The sequence below is a fragment of the Nostoc sp. CENA543 genome (assembly GCF_002896875.1).
Taxonomy (GTDB): Bacteria; Cyanobacteriota; Cyanobacteriia; order Cyanobacteriales; family Nostocaceae; genus Trichormus.
In genome coordinates this window covers 3,279,954-3,295,361 of sequence record NZ_CP023278.1, presented here as the reverse complement: position 1 = coordinate 3,295,361, position 15,408 = coordinate 3,279,954, and the positions used below count along the sequence as shown (strand labels likewise).

At 41.3% G+C, this 15,408-nt stretch carries 10 protein-coding genes; 5 read left to right on the top strand and 5 right to left on the bottom strand.

Features of this window, described 5'->3' with window-relative positions; translation table 11 throughout:
* Positions 1 to 163 precede the first annotated feature (163 nt).
* On the top strand, positions 164 to 538 hold the full coding sequence (locus tag CLI64_RS13575; RefSeq protein WP_103137722.1) for a DUF2809 domain-containing protein: 375 nt from the start codon (positions 164 to 166) through the stop codon (positions 536 to 538).
* On the opposite strand, the gene hetF is transcribed toward CLI64_RS13575, so the two are convergent.
* Positions 535 to 3,000, bottom strand: coding sequence for a cell division protein HetF (hetF, locus tag CLI64_RS13570; protein WP_103137721.1), 2,466 nt, complete (start codon positions 2,998 to 3,000; stop codon positions 535 to 537). The genes CLI64_RS13575 and hetF overlap by 4 nt on opposite strands.
* Before the next feature lie 3,036 nt (positions 3,001 to 6,036).
* Here hetF and CLI64_RS13565 point away from each other — a divergent pair.
* Positions 6,037 to 6,363: a thioredoxin family protein gene (locus CLI64_RS13565; RefSeq protein ID WP_103140711.1), complete on the top strand. Its 327-nt coding sequence runs from the start codon at positions 6,037 to 6,039 to the stop codon at positions 6,361 to 6,363.
* 46 nt (positions 6,364 to 6,409) lie between these two features.
* On the opposite strand, the gene CLI64_RS13560 is transcribed toward CLI64_RS13565, so the two are convergent.
* The 3 genes from CLI64_RS13560 to CLI64_RS13550 form a co-directional block, all read right to left on the bottom strand.
* Complete coding sequence (locus tag CLI64_RS13560) at positions 6,410 to 7,144, bottom strand: phosphoadenylyl-sulfate reductase (protein WP_103137720.1); 735 nt, start codon at positions 7,142 to 7,144, stop codon at positions 6,410 to 6,412.
* A 347-nt stretch (positions 7,145 to 7,491) separates the two neighbouring features.
* Positions 7,492 to 8,961 (bottom strand): aldehyde dehydrogenase family protein, encoded by a 1,470-nt coding sequence (locus CLI64_RS13555; RefSeq protein ID WP_103137719.1) that lies wholly within the window; start codon positions 8,959 to 8,961, stop codon positions 7,492 to 7,494.
* A 145-nt stretch (positions 8,962 to 9,106) separates the two neighbouring features.
* Entirely contained in the window at positions 9,107 to 9,451 is a 345-nt protein-coding gene (locus CLI64_RS13550) for a hypothetical protein (protein ID WP_103137718.1), read from the bottom strand.
* A 473-nt stretch (positions 9,452 to 9,924) separates the two neighbouring features.
* On the opposite strand from CLI64_RS13550, the gene CLI64_RS13545 reads away from it, so the two are divergent.
* Positions 9,925 to 11,274, top strand: a complete 1,350-nt coding sequence (locus CLI64_RS13545; RefSeq protein WP_192881713.1) for a cysteine desulfurase-like protein — start codon at positions 9,925 to 9,927, stop codon at positions 11,272 to 11,274.
* A 91-nt stretch (positions 11,275 to 11,365) separates the two neighbouring features.
* Here CLI64_RS13545 and speB read toward each other — a convergent pair whose 3' ends face one another.
* Positions 11,366 to 12,403 (bottom strand): agmatinase SpeB, encoded by a 1,038-nt coding sequence (gene speB, locus CLI64_RS13540; RefSeq protein WP_103137717.1) that lies wholly within the window; start codon positions 12,401 to 12,403, stop codon positions 11,366 to 11,368.
* 307 nt (positions 12,404 to 12,710) lie between these two features.
* On the opposite strand from speB, the gene CLI64_RS13535 reads away from it, so the two are divergent.
* Positions 12,711 to 13,418, top strand: coding sequence for an alternative oxidase (locus tag CLI64_RS13535; RefSeq protein ID WP_103137716.1), 708 nt, complete (start codon positions 12,711 to 12,713; stop codon positions 13,416 to 13,418).
* 681 nt (positions 13,419 to 14,099) lie between these two features.
* The gene (locus CLI64_RS13525; RefSeq protein ID WP_103137715.1) at positions 14,100 to 15,371 is read left to right on the top strand and encodes a glycoside hydrolase family 10 protein; all 1,272 of its coding nucleotides are present in this window, start codon (positions 14,100 to 14,102) and stop codon (positions 15,369 to 15,371) included.
* The last annotated feature ends 37 nt before the right edge of the window (positions 15,372 to 15,408 follow it).

The following is a 15,408-nucleotide window of genomic DNA, read 5'->3' as shown; positions in this document are numbered from 1 at the left end:
CCTAACCTCTAACCCCTTCCCTACAAGGGAAGGGGAATAAAACTCAAAGCCTCTCTCCTACAAGGAAAGAGGTAAAAACAGTAATAAATTCAACGGATAACCACTATATAACTGCATCTACTATGCTTCCTATGCCCCATTCCCAATGCCCAATTAAATAATTATGCTCAAATTCAACCAAAAATATTTTTATTGGACAATTATATTATTCATCATCGAGGTATGTATTGCTGTATTTATAGATGATGGTTTTATCCGTCCCCTGATTGGAGATGTTTTAGTAGTTATTCTGATTTATTGCTTTATCAAATCCTTTTGGCAAATCAAATCATCTACTGTAGCTTTATCAGTATTTGCCTTTGCTTGTTTTATCGAAGTTTTGCAATATTTTAACTTTGTGAATTATTTGGGATGGCAAAAGTATAAAATTCTAGCCGTGGCTTTAGGCAGTACATTTGACTGGAAAGATATAATTGCTTATGCCATAGGTACAGCAACTATCCTATGGCTAGAACATCGCAAAACCATCATCAACTAATTTTCAGTGATTTCCTCTTGTCGCAGTAGCGATCGCCAATCTGCTATAGTCCTTTCTGTCCACAACCAATTATTCCCTAGTTTCTCAGCTTGGAAATTTAATGGATCTTGCTGAAGAACAGTTTGTCGCAATTTGATCGCTTCTTTGAGATATTGAGTACGTCTATTTCCTGTGAAACTTCGTGCAGATTTATACATTCCCAAGGCCAAACCAGCATAGGAAGTTAAGGCTTCCGGCGGTAATTGCGCCTGAAAATCAGAATTTTGTGTTGCCAATGCTGAACTTAAAGCCTGTAGCCAAGAAGCATTAGCTTGGTTTAAGTTGCCTTCCATATAATAGGCAAAACCTAAAGCATTTTGATATTCAGATGAGTCGGGATTTCCCCGCACAGCATTGTCCCAATAACGACGCACATCGTCAATGCTATATTTTGTGTTTTCTCGCTTGAGAGATTGCCAAGCTAATCGGCCTCTGAGAAAGTTAACAGCAGGTTTTTGAATGTCCTGGCGAGAAATTAAATTCAAAGCTATTTCCGCATTATCTAGCGCATTGCGATTTAGTAATTCTTCTACAGCTGCTAACCCTGCTTCTAATTCACCTTGATTTAATTTGCTGGTGGCAACAGTTGTTACCATGTCTGTAGACATTTGCTGAATATCTGTAGGAGTCTGACTAGTTTGAGTCGGGGAAGGAATAGGGGGAGTTTTGCGTATGGAGGATTGGCGAATTTGCCACAACAAAGCAAAAGATACTATAAAAGCGATCGCACCTACACCAACCATCGCTAATATTGGGCTTTTTTGACGGCGTTGACGTTTTTTTGACGATGCAGGGCGGAAATTATGCACCTTGGATACACTTTGAGAGCTAGCATTTTTAGTCACAGGTACTAAATTGGGTGACTCTGGTTCTTTGGGTGCTGCATTAACAGGAGTTTCTGACGCAGTTTGATTAGGTTTGGGTGGTGGACTTGGTGGCTGTGCTTCTGCGACTTCGTTTTCCGTGATTGGCTGTTCTAACTGACGAAAGATATCAGAAACAAAAGCATAATCTTCAGCATAGGTGGGATCATCGTACTCGATTTCATCGACTAAATCACCCCAAGTATCTTCTCCTAACCAATCTAAACCAGAATTGTCACGGGCTAACTCCGAAGGAATTGTCCCTTCAATGGGTACAGACATATCAGGTTCATCAACCACAGCAGAATAACCCACAGCCGGCAGGGAATTATTGCTCACAGGTGGACTATATTCTGCAAGGGCATCTGTATGATTGTCATTAGTAGTTTTGGGATAGAGAAAACCGTTAAATTCTGCATGGAGATATAAAATCGGTAATGCCCAATACAGCTGAGGCGAACCATAGGCCGAAATTAACCCTTGACGAACACGACTCACGCATAAATCTACAGGATAGCCTTGGCTAAGGTTGCGATAAAACAATTGGGTAAGTGTCAGTGCGACTTCATCAGGAATTCTTTCTGACATCGCCAAAACGCTTTGAATACCCCGCTTGACTAAACTTTCTGTCAGATTACGTTCCCAAGAATCTCTAGGAATGCCGCTAGTAGCAGTATATGTTCCCCAACAGGAATTAAATACCGCCATTTTAATATTGTTGTTAACTAATAAACCTGCTAAATCATCACCACTGAGGGTTTCTGTCAAGCCTGTTCTATTGCTGACTAGATAGATTTCCCCACCATTTGGCCCTAAATTACTATGCCCTGAATAATGGAGGACATGAAATCTACCTTGTTCTAAAGCTTGGGTTAACTCCTCTCTTCCTGGTTGATCTAACAAAGTGAGTTCAATTTCTGGGAGATAATAACCGCCATTTAAGGATCTAGGTAGTTGACGGTGTAATTCCGCTTGTAGTTTGATGGCTTCTTGTTTGAGTAAATTTAAACTAGCCTGATCGGAAGGGGAGGCTAGTACCATCAACACTCGAATCACACCGTCTTCTGGGAGTTGAGGCCGATTATTAGAAGGAACACCAGAGGCGGGAGAAATGCCACTTTGGAAGCGAGAAAACGCAACATAGGGGCCTGTAGCCAGGGGGCGATCGCCTGCGTGCATGACTTCCCACGGTAGGCGTGCTAATCTATTATCCTTCAGCCCTAATCTTAGCCGTAGCACTTGTTGTTGATTTTGGGCAATTCCTTGAGCTGTAATCCAACTATCTCTGAGTGTGCCTTGAAACAGGGCTTGATAAAGTTGTTGTCCCAATGCCACTAAGTTTACAGAGTTATTAGCGATCGCACCAGATGCGATCGTCTCTCCCTGTAAGACTATTTTTAGGGGGTCATTCATCAGATGACTAGCCATAGCCAGCCAATCATTCACCGGCCAATTCACTAATTCCTCTGCCAATGGCACCCCTGTCGCTACTTTTTCCGTCCGCACCAAATAGTCATTCTGCCCTACTGGTGTCACGGAAATATGGAATTCCTGGGTCACAACTTTTCCCGTTTGCCTCCTCAATCTAACTTGAAACGCCAAAGTTTCAATTCGATTTCTGCTCCTTTTTATACTGTAGATAACTTATACTACTGATTTTTGCCAAATCAGAGGTTTTCCTTTATCTACATTTACAACTTTATCCGGATTAGTTGCCATCCACCCAGAACACTGTATTGGTAGATGCACCTTGATCTTCAACTCCCCTAATTGGCTAACGCCTGATTAGGGGTTTTTTCTTTTAATAATATTTCCAGTCTATTTCATCCCAGGAAATAGGGCAAAATTTCTAATTTTTACGGGATATCCGCCCAATCAGGAGAATAATACGTATTTTATGATACCACTAATATGCTAATATTATGTATATACACCCTGATAATTAACTCCCCTAGCTGGTTATCGCCACTAGGGATTTTTTAGCATTGAGAAAATCATCCTGAAAGTAAGGATGAGAAATAGAACAATTAATTGGTAGATGCACCCTGATAACTAACTCCCCTAGTTGGCTAACACCTGACTGGGGGCTTTTTTTCGCTTCAGCAAACAGTAATCCGCAATTTTGGTAAATCCATCCTGAAAGTGAGAATGAGGCGTAGAACAATTAATTGGTAGATGCACCCTGATAACTAACTCCCCTAGTTGGCTAACACCTGACTGGGGGCTTTTTTTCGCTTCAGCAAACAGTAATCCGCAATTTTGGTAAATCCATCCTGAAAGTGAGAATGAGGTGTAGAACAATTAATTGGTAGATGCACCCTGATAACTAACTCCCCTAGCTGGCTAACACCTGACTGGGGGCTTTTTTTCTTCAGCAAACAGCAATTTTGGTAAATTCATCCTGAAAGTGAGAATGAGGTGTAGAACAATTAATTGGTAGATGCACCCTGATAACTAACTCCCCTAGTTGGCTAACACCTGACTGGGGGCTTTTTTTTGCTTTAGCAAACAGCAATCCGCAATTCTGGTAAATTCATCCTGAAAATGAGAATGAGGTGTAGAACAATTAATTGGTAGATGCACCCTGATAACTAACTCCCCTAGCTGGCTAACACCTGACTGGGGGCTTTTTTTCTTCAGCAAACAGCAATTCTGGTAAATTCATCCTGAAAATGAGAATGAGGTGTAGAACAATTAATTGGTAGATGCACCCTGATAACTAACTCCCCTAGTTGGCTAACACCTGACTGGGGGCTTTTTTTTGCTTTAGCAAACAGCAATCCGCAATTCTGGTAAATTCATCCTGAAAATGAGAATGAGGTGTAGAACAATTAATTGGTAGATGCACCCTGATAACTAACTCCCCTAGCTGGCTAACACCTGACTGGGGGCTTTTTTTCTTCAGCAAACAGCAATTCTGGTAAATTCATCCTGAAAATGAGGATGAGGCATAGAACAATTAATTGGTAGATGCACCCTGATAACTAACTCCCCTAGCTGGCTAACACCTGACTGGGGGCTTTTTTTCTTCAGCAAACAGCAATTTTGGTAAATTCATCCTGAAAATGAGAATGAGGCATAGAACAATTAATTGGTAGATGCACCCTGATAACTAACTCCCCTAGCTGGCTAACACCTGACTGGGGGCTTTTTTTCGCCTCAGCAAACAGCAATCCGCAATTCTGGTAAATTCATCCTGAAAATGAGAATGAGGCATAGAACAATTAATTGGTAGATGCACCCTGATAACTAACTCCCCTAGCTGGCTAACACCTGACTGGGGGCTTTTTTTATGATTGACAATCAGCAACTCCAGAAATAATTGATGTATTTAGAAGTCACTGAATTGTCATAGCAAACGATAAATTACATTGACGAATGTACCCTAATCAATAACTCCCCTAATTGACTGCCACCGACGAGAGCTTTTTTTTCTAATGCAAAAAAGCAACGCCATTTGTGACAATTCCTCCGGAATTGAGTGTGGAATCTAGAACAATTAATTGGTAGATGCACCCTGATAATTGACTCCCCTGGTTGGCTGCCACCAGCTAGGGGCTTTTTTTTGCATAAACTACAGTCAACCCTTACAGCAATTTATCCGGAAGACTGAAATTTATCCTGGAAAAAATAATTGGTGAAGACACCTGAAATGAAATAGCTTCCCTGGTAGTTCTCTCATCACAAGGGCTTTTACGGGTAGATGAGCAGATATTGAACTGGTATGCCCTAGTGATCGGTAGTTGCTTGGTGTTACATTCTATCTCAAGATTGGAGTTATATTCTAGCCCAGATAATATGTCATTGCCAGGAATGTCACAATCTTTTGACTAGATTTTTTCCAATCGTGGGCATTATAACCTATTTGATGACTGTATAGGTGTAAATCGAGCGCGAAGTCATCACATACATCCTTGAATAAGTAATTTGAGAAAAGTTCCCATAGAGTTTTTCTCATTACTTATCCTTATGTGACCTCTTGGCTCTTCTCAGTCGCTATGTTTGTAGTGTTCATTTATACTTAAGCAAGTATATATAGCTAAGAGAATAGCACAGCGATCGCCCAATCATTTGACATAAAAATACCTGATTTCAAGGATAATTTGCAGCTTCAACATCCCGTGATTTCAGGCGATGGCTATATATTAGTTGAGAACTATCGATGATTTTTGTGCAGAGAGAGCATATCTGAGCGCGTATGTCTAGATTTGCTCACACTCGGAAACCTTTCGAGACTTTTTACGTCGCGCAATGGTTAATAGTCAATAGTCATTAGTCATTAGTCAATAGTCAATAGTCATTAGTCAATAGTCAATAGTCATTAGTCATTAGTCACTGCTCGCCTCGCCACTCACCACCCACCACCCACTACTCATTACTCATTACTCACTACTCATTACTCAGCACTCATTACTCATTACTCATTACTCATTACTCATTACTCATTACTCAGCACTCATGAGTTTTTCTTCCCCTGCCCAATGCCCAATGCCCCATTCCCTAATCTCAGCAGTCGGCTATGGAGGTATCCTTAAATATATCGGTTTTATCAACTATTCCAAAATCCAAAATCCAAAATCTAAAATCCAAAATTGTATGAGTTTAGCTGTTGTAAAATTTTCTTCTGAAGAGTGCGGTATCTGCCACAAGATGTCTTTTTATGACCAAAAAGTTGCTGAAGAACTAGGCTTGCAATTTATTGACGTAAAAATGCAGGATACCGCTACCTATCGCAAATATCGTCAGATTTTGCTTACTCAGTATCCCGATAAATCTCAGATGGGATGGCCTACCTATATTATTTGTGATTCACCGGAAGGAGAATTTCACATTATCGGTGAGGTTAAAGGCGGACATCCTAAAGGTGAATTTAGAACTCGTTTGCAGGAAGTTCTCAATTCCAACGCTAGTACATCCAATTAATAGTTAAATCCCCGAATTTTTCAATAAATCGGGGATCTGAATCTTCCTATTTCTGTAAATTACCTGAGTGCAAACCGCATTCTTTTGCTGTGGACTCTTCCCACCACCAACGGCCTTCACGTTCGTGCTGGTTGGGTAACACAGGTCTGGTGCAAGGTTCACAACCAATGCTAATAAAGCCACGCTCATGTAACTTGTTGTAAGGTACATCTAAGGCGCGGATGTATTCCCACACTTGAGCAGAAGACCAATTTGCTAAGGGGTTGAATTTAATCAATTGGTGGTCTTCGGTAGAGAAAGCACTATCAAGTTCAATGACTGGAATATGATTGCGAGTGCTGGGGCTTTGGTCTTTACGTTGTCCTGTCACCCACGCATCCAAGGTATTCAGCTTACGGCGTAGTGGTCTAACTTTGCGGACTGCACAGCATTCTTTGTGACCATCTTGATAAAAGCTGTATAATCCCTTTTCTTCTACCAAAGCTTGAACTTCCGCCGCATCAGGGAACATGACTTCTAATTTAATTCCGTAATGTTTTCTGACTTGGTCTAAAAATTGGTATGTTTCTGGGTGTAAACGTCCGGTATCCAGTGTAAATACGCGGAAATTTGTGGTAATTTTCGATGCAATATCGATTAATACAACATCTTCAGCACCACTGAAAGAAATTGCCAGATTATCGAAGGTTTCCAAGGCGAATTTGAGAATTTCTCTTGGGGATTTTTGACTATATTCTGCTTCTAAGGCTGCAATATTTAAATCGGTATGGATGGCTACCATGTTTTAATGTTCTCCTCTCTCGCACCCTGAATTTTACCAAGTTTGAGATGCCGTTGTGACAATACTAGCGAGAAATTGAGGACGAGGGTTATTAGTGATCAGTTACTTAATCACTGTTTGGATGAGTAAGAAACTCTTTGGCAAGTTAGGTATTTAAGTAGAACAGGGTACATAATTAAAGGTTTGTAGAGAGAACTAAAGTTCTCTCTACGAGACGCTCCGCGAACAAAAAAGGACTAAAGTCCTTACTACGAACTAAATCTTAGTGTATTTACACTATTTAACATATTTTGGTTGTTTCAAATCGTTCTAGTTACCTCTTGCCAAAGAGTAACGATACATCCAATCTACAACTTGATAGTAACAGTCTTAACTTCGGTGTACTGTTGTAAGCCATATTCACCGAGTTCACGCCCAATACCTGATTGTTTAAAGCCACCAAAGGGTGCGGCTGCATCAAATACGTCGTAGCAATTTACCCATACTGTACCAGCCCGGACGTTATTCGCGATCGCATGAGCTTTGGTAATATCTTTCGTCCATACGGCGGCGGCGAGTCCGTATATGGTGTTATTTGCCCGTTGAATCACTTCGTCGATATCTTGGAATTTGATAATACTCATCACCGGGCCAAAGATTTCCTCTTGAGCAATTTGCATCTCATCACGGACATCAGCAAATACGGTGGGTGCAATAAAGAAACCCCTATCTCCGACACGGTTGCCGCCGCATAACATCTGCGCCCCTTCTCGCATTCCCGATTCGATGTAACTCATGACTCTGTCGAATTGGTCTTTGTCTACTTGCGGCCCTTGTTGTGTATTACTATCAAAAGGATCGCCGACAATTCTATTTTTGGCTTTTTCTACGGTTTTAGCGACAAACTCGTCATAACATTTTGCTTCTACAAATAGCCGTGAACCAGCACAGCAACATTGACCTTGATTAAAGAATATGGCATCGTGTGCGCCTTCAATGGCAGCGTCTAAATCAGCGTCAGCAAAGACAATGTTGGGACTCTTTCCGCCTAGTTCTAGAGTGACACGCTTAAGGTTGCTTTTAGCCGCCGCTTCCATAATTAAATGTCCCACCTCAGTAGAACCAGTAAAGGCGACTTTATCCACATCCATGTGATGAGCGATCGCAGCTCCAGCAGTCGGGCCATATCCTGATAATATGTTCACTACACCAGGGGGAAAACCTGCTTCAACAATTAACTCTCCCACACGCAATGCTGATAATGGTGTTTGTTCAGCCGTCTTGAGAACTACGGTATTACCTGTAGCCAAAGCTGGGGCTAATTTCCACGCTTGCATGACTATAGGAAAATTCCACGGAATAATTTGACCAACTACGCCCACAGGCTCATGGCGAGTGTAGCAGAAGTAAGGGCCACTAATGGGGATGGTTTTACCTTGTACCTTATCTGCCCAACCTGCATAATAACGATAGCAGGCGATCGCTAATTCTAAATCTTCTACAGAATCACGCAGTGGTTTACCGTTGTCTAGGGTTTCTAAGCGCGCCAATTCATCAATATTGTCTGCTATTAAATCAGCTAACTTATAAAGCAACTCTCCCCGACGAGTCGCTGATAGTTTCGACCATTCTCCATTATTAAAAGCCTGACGCGCTGCTTTTACGGCTTTGTCTACATCTGGTGTGTCTGCTTCTGCTACTTCACAGATGACTTCACCTGTGGTTGGGTTAATTGTCTCAAATCTACGACCGCTAACACTATCCACCCACTCATTATTAATTAGCAGCCGAGTTGCGCCAATTTTTACCTGTTGTTTTGGTTCTTGTGCTGTAACCATCAGACCGATCCAAAAATACTAACAGTTGCTCTTTTGAATTTAGCGCAATGTCATATGGATTGGGCATTGGGAATTGGGCATTGGGAATGGGACGAGAAAGCATTTTTTACTATGTGCTTTCTGCGTCATCCCCAATTGCACTTTTCTACTTCGGTTTAATGAAAATACAGTTAACTGTGACATGACCACTAGAAGAGTAGGTGCAAGTTGTACAGCGATTAGTTCCATTAACTCCCTGACTATTGGTACCAGGTGCATTAGTGGTTTCACAAGTTTTCTTTTCTGTTGAACCACCAGGCTGTGCGATCGCTCTTTGGGTATTAGTCGGGGCTGGAAGTACACTAACTAATGTATAATTTGCTGCGTGAACAGCATCAGCACAGTTACGAGAAATAACTTCTGCTTGGGGTTGTGCAGCCATTGCTCCGGTAGAAACTAGGGCAGTTGCTAGGATTGTCATACCCATGATGGTTGTGCGAACGAAATTCATAGTAGTTTCCTTAGATTCAGTGGTGAAGTTTGTACAGTGTTGTTTAACACCTTCACTTACTATCTATGTCGGAAGCTAATTTTTTATGCAGCATGGATAATGAACTCAGTAGACCCATAGCTATTTAGCTAGAATTGTGGTATCAAAGAATTCCGATACCAGAGCAATAGCCAAAACAGGGTTTTCCTAAGATTTGAGCTTACTTAGAACTACTGTTTTCGCAAGTAGAGATAAGTAGAACGGTGTAAATAATTAAAGGTTTGTAGTAAGGACTTTAGTCCTCTCATAAGGACTAAAGTCCTTACTACGAACTAAATGCAATTTTTTACATCACTTTACATAGTTTGGTTTTGTCAAGTCGTTCTAATTATTATCTAGTAATTAATTTGATATTTTTGAGGTGATGCTGATACCTGCATTCTCTAGCTATGGCTCAAGGTATGGGTAAAAATTTACTAACCGAGGAGTCGATTATGGAATCTCTGGATCTGAAATGGATTCGCGGACAGTTTCCTGCGCTGAACCAAAAAATCAACGGACAACCGGCTATATTCTTCGATGGGCCTGGTGGGACACAAGTACCAGGAGCAGTGTTAGATGCGATTAGTGATTATTTAGTGAGGTCAAATGCCAACGCTCATGGTGCATTTGCTACCAGTGCGCGAACGGATGCGGTGATTACGGCGGCGAGAGTGGCGATCGCAGATTTTTTGGGTTGCAGTAGTGATGAGGTGGTATTCGGTGCGAATATGACCACTTTGACGTTGACTTTAAGTCGAGCGATCGCCCGCACTATTCAACCAGGTGATGAAATTATTGTTACTCGTTTAGACCATTATGCAAATGTTTCTCCTTGGTATGCTTTAGAGGAACAAGGCGCAATTATTCGGGTAGTGGATATTCATGTCACTGATTGCACCTTAGACATGAGCGATTTAGAACAGCAAATTAATTCCCGCACCAAGTTAGTAGCCGTCAGTTATGCTTCCAACGCTGTCGGGACAATTAACGATGTAGCTGCGATCGTGCGTTTAGCTCATGCTGTCGGTGCTTGGGTATTTGTTGATGCTGTTCATTATGCACCCCACGCACCGATTAATGTTCATGCTTTAGACTGCGATTTTCTGGCTTGTTCCGCTTACAAATTTTTCGGTCCCCACGTTGGGATTTTGTACGGTAAACGCCAGCATCTAGAAAATCTCCAACCCTATAAAGTTAAACCTGCGAGTAATGAAGTACCATCCCGTTGGGAAAACGGTACTCTCAATCATGAAGGACTAGCGGGTGTAGTGGCAGCAATTAATTACTTGACAAAATTGGGTTGTCATGTATCGCCCACTATGAATAATGAATTAGTAGAAGCGTTGATGGCAGCCGACAAGGAAGGCTTAGAACATTTCCAATGTCCCCGCTTTCTAACATCAGAACACCCAGATGCGATCGCCTCAGCCTATCATAGTCGGCGTGCGGCGTTAGTTGCAGCCATGTCAGCCATTCAGCAATATGAAAGGGAACTCAGCCATAAACTAATTTCGGGACTCTTAGAAATTCCTGGTTTAAGCATATATGGAATTACCGAACCCCATCGCTTTAACTGGCGTACACCCACAGTAGCCATGACAATCGCAGGGAAAAGCCCCGAAAGTATAGCCAAAAATTTAGGCGATCGCGGTATTTTCACCTGGCACGGTAACTTCTATGCCCTTGGCTTAACAGAAAGGCTAGGTTTAGAAACCAGTGGCGGCTTATTGCGAATTGGCTTAGTACATTACAACTCGATGGCAGAGATTGTGGAACTACTGGAAGCGGTGAAAGGGGTGTAGGGGAAAGAATTTTGGATTTTGAATTTTAAATTTTGGATTGGATTTCAATCGAAAATCCAAAATCTAAAATCCAAAATTGAATTGCCTCATGTTATTTTTGAGACAAATTCGTCAAATTCGCTAATTTATAGACGATTCGCGCGCCTACATTGCCATCCCACTCATCGTCCCCAACTTCGCAGACATCGAAGCCAATAATTTTTCGCCCGCTTTTGACTAGTTCTCTAAACAAACAAAAACTTTGCTCTAATTCCAAACCACCAGGGACGGGAGTACCTGTATTGGGGCAAAGTTTGGGATCTAATCCATCCACATCAAAACTAACATGGACATATTCTGGTAAATGGCTAATGATTTCTTGGCATAAATCTATCCAAGTTTTCCCAGAGTAGAGTTGTTGTTTAATCGCTGGGTCATAATATGCCACAATGCGACCGTTTGATTCATCAATCATGTTAACTTCATCATGACAAATATCACGCAAACCTACCTGCACTAATTTAGAAATTTGCGGTATTTTCATCGCATTAAACATGATGGAAGCGTGAGAAAATTCAAACCCTTCATAGGCATCACGTAAATCAGCGTGTGCGTCTATGTGGAGAATGCCAAAATCAGGATATTTTTCAGCTAAAGCTTGGAAATAACCCAACGGTGAACTATGATCACCACCAATTACAGCAACCTTCTTACCCCGATTGATTGCTTCTTGACACTGGGTAAATAGCCATTGATTCACCTGTTGAGAAGCTTGATTAATTTCAGTTAATACAGGTGTTAAATCAGGTGCATCTGTCAGTTCTTTTCCTTGTGCTAGCCGTTCAATAATTTGTCCAGCTAAATCACGATAATATTGATTTTTTTCGAGAATATCTTGAGGAATTTCTACAAGATAAATTCCTTGTTTCCAACCTTCAGGATTATCAAAGTCAAATAAATCCAGTTGAATGGAAGCATCAAGAATACGCTGTGGCCCGTTGGCTGTACCTGCACCGTAGGAAACAGTAACCTCCCAAGGTACAGCAAAGACAATTAAGTTTGCAGATTCATAATCAAACGGTAAACCCAAAAGATTACCGTTGATTTCGCCGACACCACTAGGATTATAGTCTTGCAGTAGATTACTCATTGTAAAAATCCGATGACAACTTACAGGGTATAACAATTTTGGATTTTGGATTTTGGATTTTGGATTAAAAGCCTACATTCTTAGCCTGTTCCAGAATCTCGAAACAATACTAGCTATCCCAATTTGGAGTTAAAGTCTTTCTCCGTTCCCAGTCCCCAATCCCCAATCCCCAATCCCCAATCCCCAACCCTAAGTATCATTCCTCACAAGTTCCTCAAATTTTCTGTTTATAACTGCTTTAACGATGAAGGCGGAAAATCCAGGATTATAGCCTGATTCAATTGTTGATGCTTGACGGAGAATAACTATGATTCGCTTACTTGTGGGTATCTTAGTTTTTGTAATTAATACAATTTACCGCGATCGCCCTTATCCTCGCTTTTATGTTTTAGAAACTGTTGCCAGAGTACCTTATTTTTCTTATCTTTCGGTTCTCCACCTCTACGAAACTCTAGGTTTATGGCGTAAGGCTGACTGGTTGAAGGTTCACTTTGCAGAATCTTGGAATGAATTGCACCACCTGTTGATTATGGAAGAATTGGGGGGTGCATCATTTTGGGGCGATCGCCTCTTAGCCCGCACAACTGCTTTAATTTATTATTGGATTATTACGGCGTTGTATATTGTCTCTCCTGGTGCTGCTTACCATTTCATGGAGTTGGTAGAAAAACACGCCTACAACAGCTATGATAAATTTCTCACATCCCACGAAGCGGAATTAAAAGCCCAACCTGCACTAGAGGTAGCTAGACTCTATTATCGTGACGGCGACTTATATATGTTTGATGAATTCCAAACAGCACACACCCCCGCCGAACGTCGTCCACAAATTGAAAATCTCTATGATGTATTTGTCGCCATCCGTGATGACGAGATGGAACACGTTAAAACCATGATTGCTTGTCAATTACCAGACACAAAGCTTGCTTACCTCAGTCCTCATAACCTCGAACCTCAAACCGCAGCTTTCGCCAACACAGAAGCGAATAATACTCAAGCCATCACGGCTCGGTAGTTGACAATCATATCGTGTGTGGTTCAATACTAGCTAATAACCCCAGTTTCGTACAAAAAACTGGGGTTTTCAAGTTTGGGAATTGGGGACTGGGTATTGGGGATTGGGCAGACAAGGTAGACAAGGTAGACAAGGTAGAATTTATTTCTCAACCCAGCATTCACCAGTCAATAGTCATTAGTCATTAGTTATTACTCATTACTCATTACTCATTACTCATTACTCATTACTCATTACTCATTACTCATTACTCATTACTCATTACTCATTACTCATTACTCATTACTCATTACTCATTACTCATTACTCATTACTCATTACTCATTACTCATTACTCATTACTCATTACTCCTTACTCAGCACTCAGCACTCAGCACTCACCTACGGTGATTACTGACTCAACCTCGCTAAAAAAATTTTCTATCTTCACAATAAAGTTATTTAATTTACATCTACCTTAAGTATTATTTGAGCTATTAGCCATAACATGGTAACATCCAAGTGATTGATTGATGACTATTACAAAGAACAGTTCATCATACACCAATTAACATTAAGAGCATCTACTATACTTTCCTTACTAAGTATGCGTCAGTTAGCCTGATGCAAAAATTTGGCGCGCTCTACTGAAAAATCAATATCAACCGATTCTTTATTTCAGCATCCAAACTTTTAGACTGTATGGCTAGTAAATTACACTGCAAAATTTGGCAATGGTGTGTTGCATTGATTCACACATCATTAAAACCTGTAAGATTTATGTTCTTGAGCCAAGTTTGGCGGCGAAACATCCAACTAAGACGCTTGTTCCCCATCTTGGCTATCATATCGTTTGTTACAGTCTTGTTGGTGAGTAATTTCACTCCTGTACTTGCCCAATTACCACGTCAAGAAATTCGTGGCGTTTGGTTGACGAATAATGATTTTAATATCCTCAGAGATCGCCGCAAAGTCCAAGAGACGATGAATCGACTCCAGGAAATGAACTTTAATACTGTTTATCCTGTGGTGTGGAATTCTGGTTATGTGATGTATCCCAGTGCTGTAGCGCAAAGGGCTGGTATTCAACCTTTTGTTTTTCGTGGCTCAGATGGACACGATATTTTAGCAGATGTAGTTAACCAAGCCCATCGTCGGGGTTTGTTGGCGAATGCTTGGTTTGAGTTTGGGTTTATGGCTCCTCCTACATCAGAACTAGCTGTGAATCATCCAGAATGGTTGACACAAAAACGTAATGGTGGCAAGACTTCTATGAGTGCGGCTGGGGAAGTAGTATGGCTGAATCCTTTTCATCCCCAGGTTCAAAAGTTAATCAGTGATCTAGTTTTAGAAATTGTCAGTAACTATGATGTTGACGGAATTCAGTTTGATGATCACATGAGTTTACCTCATGAGTTTGGCTACGATCGCTACACCATTGCTCTCTACACCCAAGAAACTAAGAAAAGTCCTCCCACTAATCCCCAAGACCCCAGTTGGTTGCGCTGGCGAGCTGATAAAATTACTGCATTCATGACTCAGCTACATCAAGCCGTCAAAGCCAGAAAACCCAATGTAATTTTTTCTGTCTCACCTAATTACTATGATTTTGCTTACAAGTTTCAGCTACAAGATTGGCTGACTTGGTTAAGACAAGGTTTGATAGATGAGTTAATTGTGCAAGTTTACCGTCCTGATTTGCAAAGTTTTGTGGCTAATATTTCCCGCCCAGAAATTCAAGAAGCCCAAAAAACCATTCCCACCGCAATTGGGGTGATGACAGGTTTACGAAATAATCCCGTTTCCATCCAACAAATTAAGTCTCAAGTCCGAGCCACCCAGCAACGAGGCTTAGGGGTAGCCTTCTTCTACTACAGTAGTATGTGGAACTACTCTTCAGAATCTTTAGATGAGCGTCAAGCAGGATTCCAAGCCTTGTTCCCCTATCCGGCGTTGCGTGCTAGGGTGGATTAAAGATAGGGACTGGGGATTGGGGACTGGGGACTGGGGA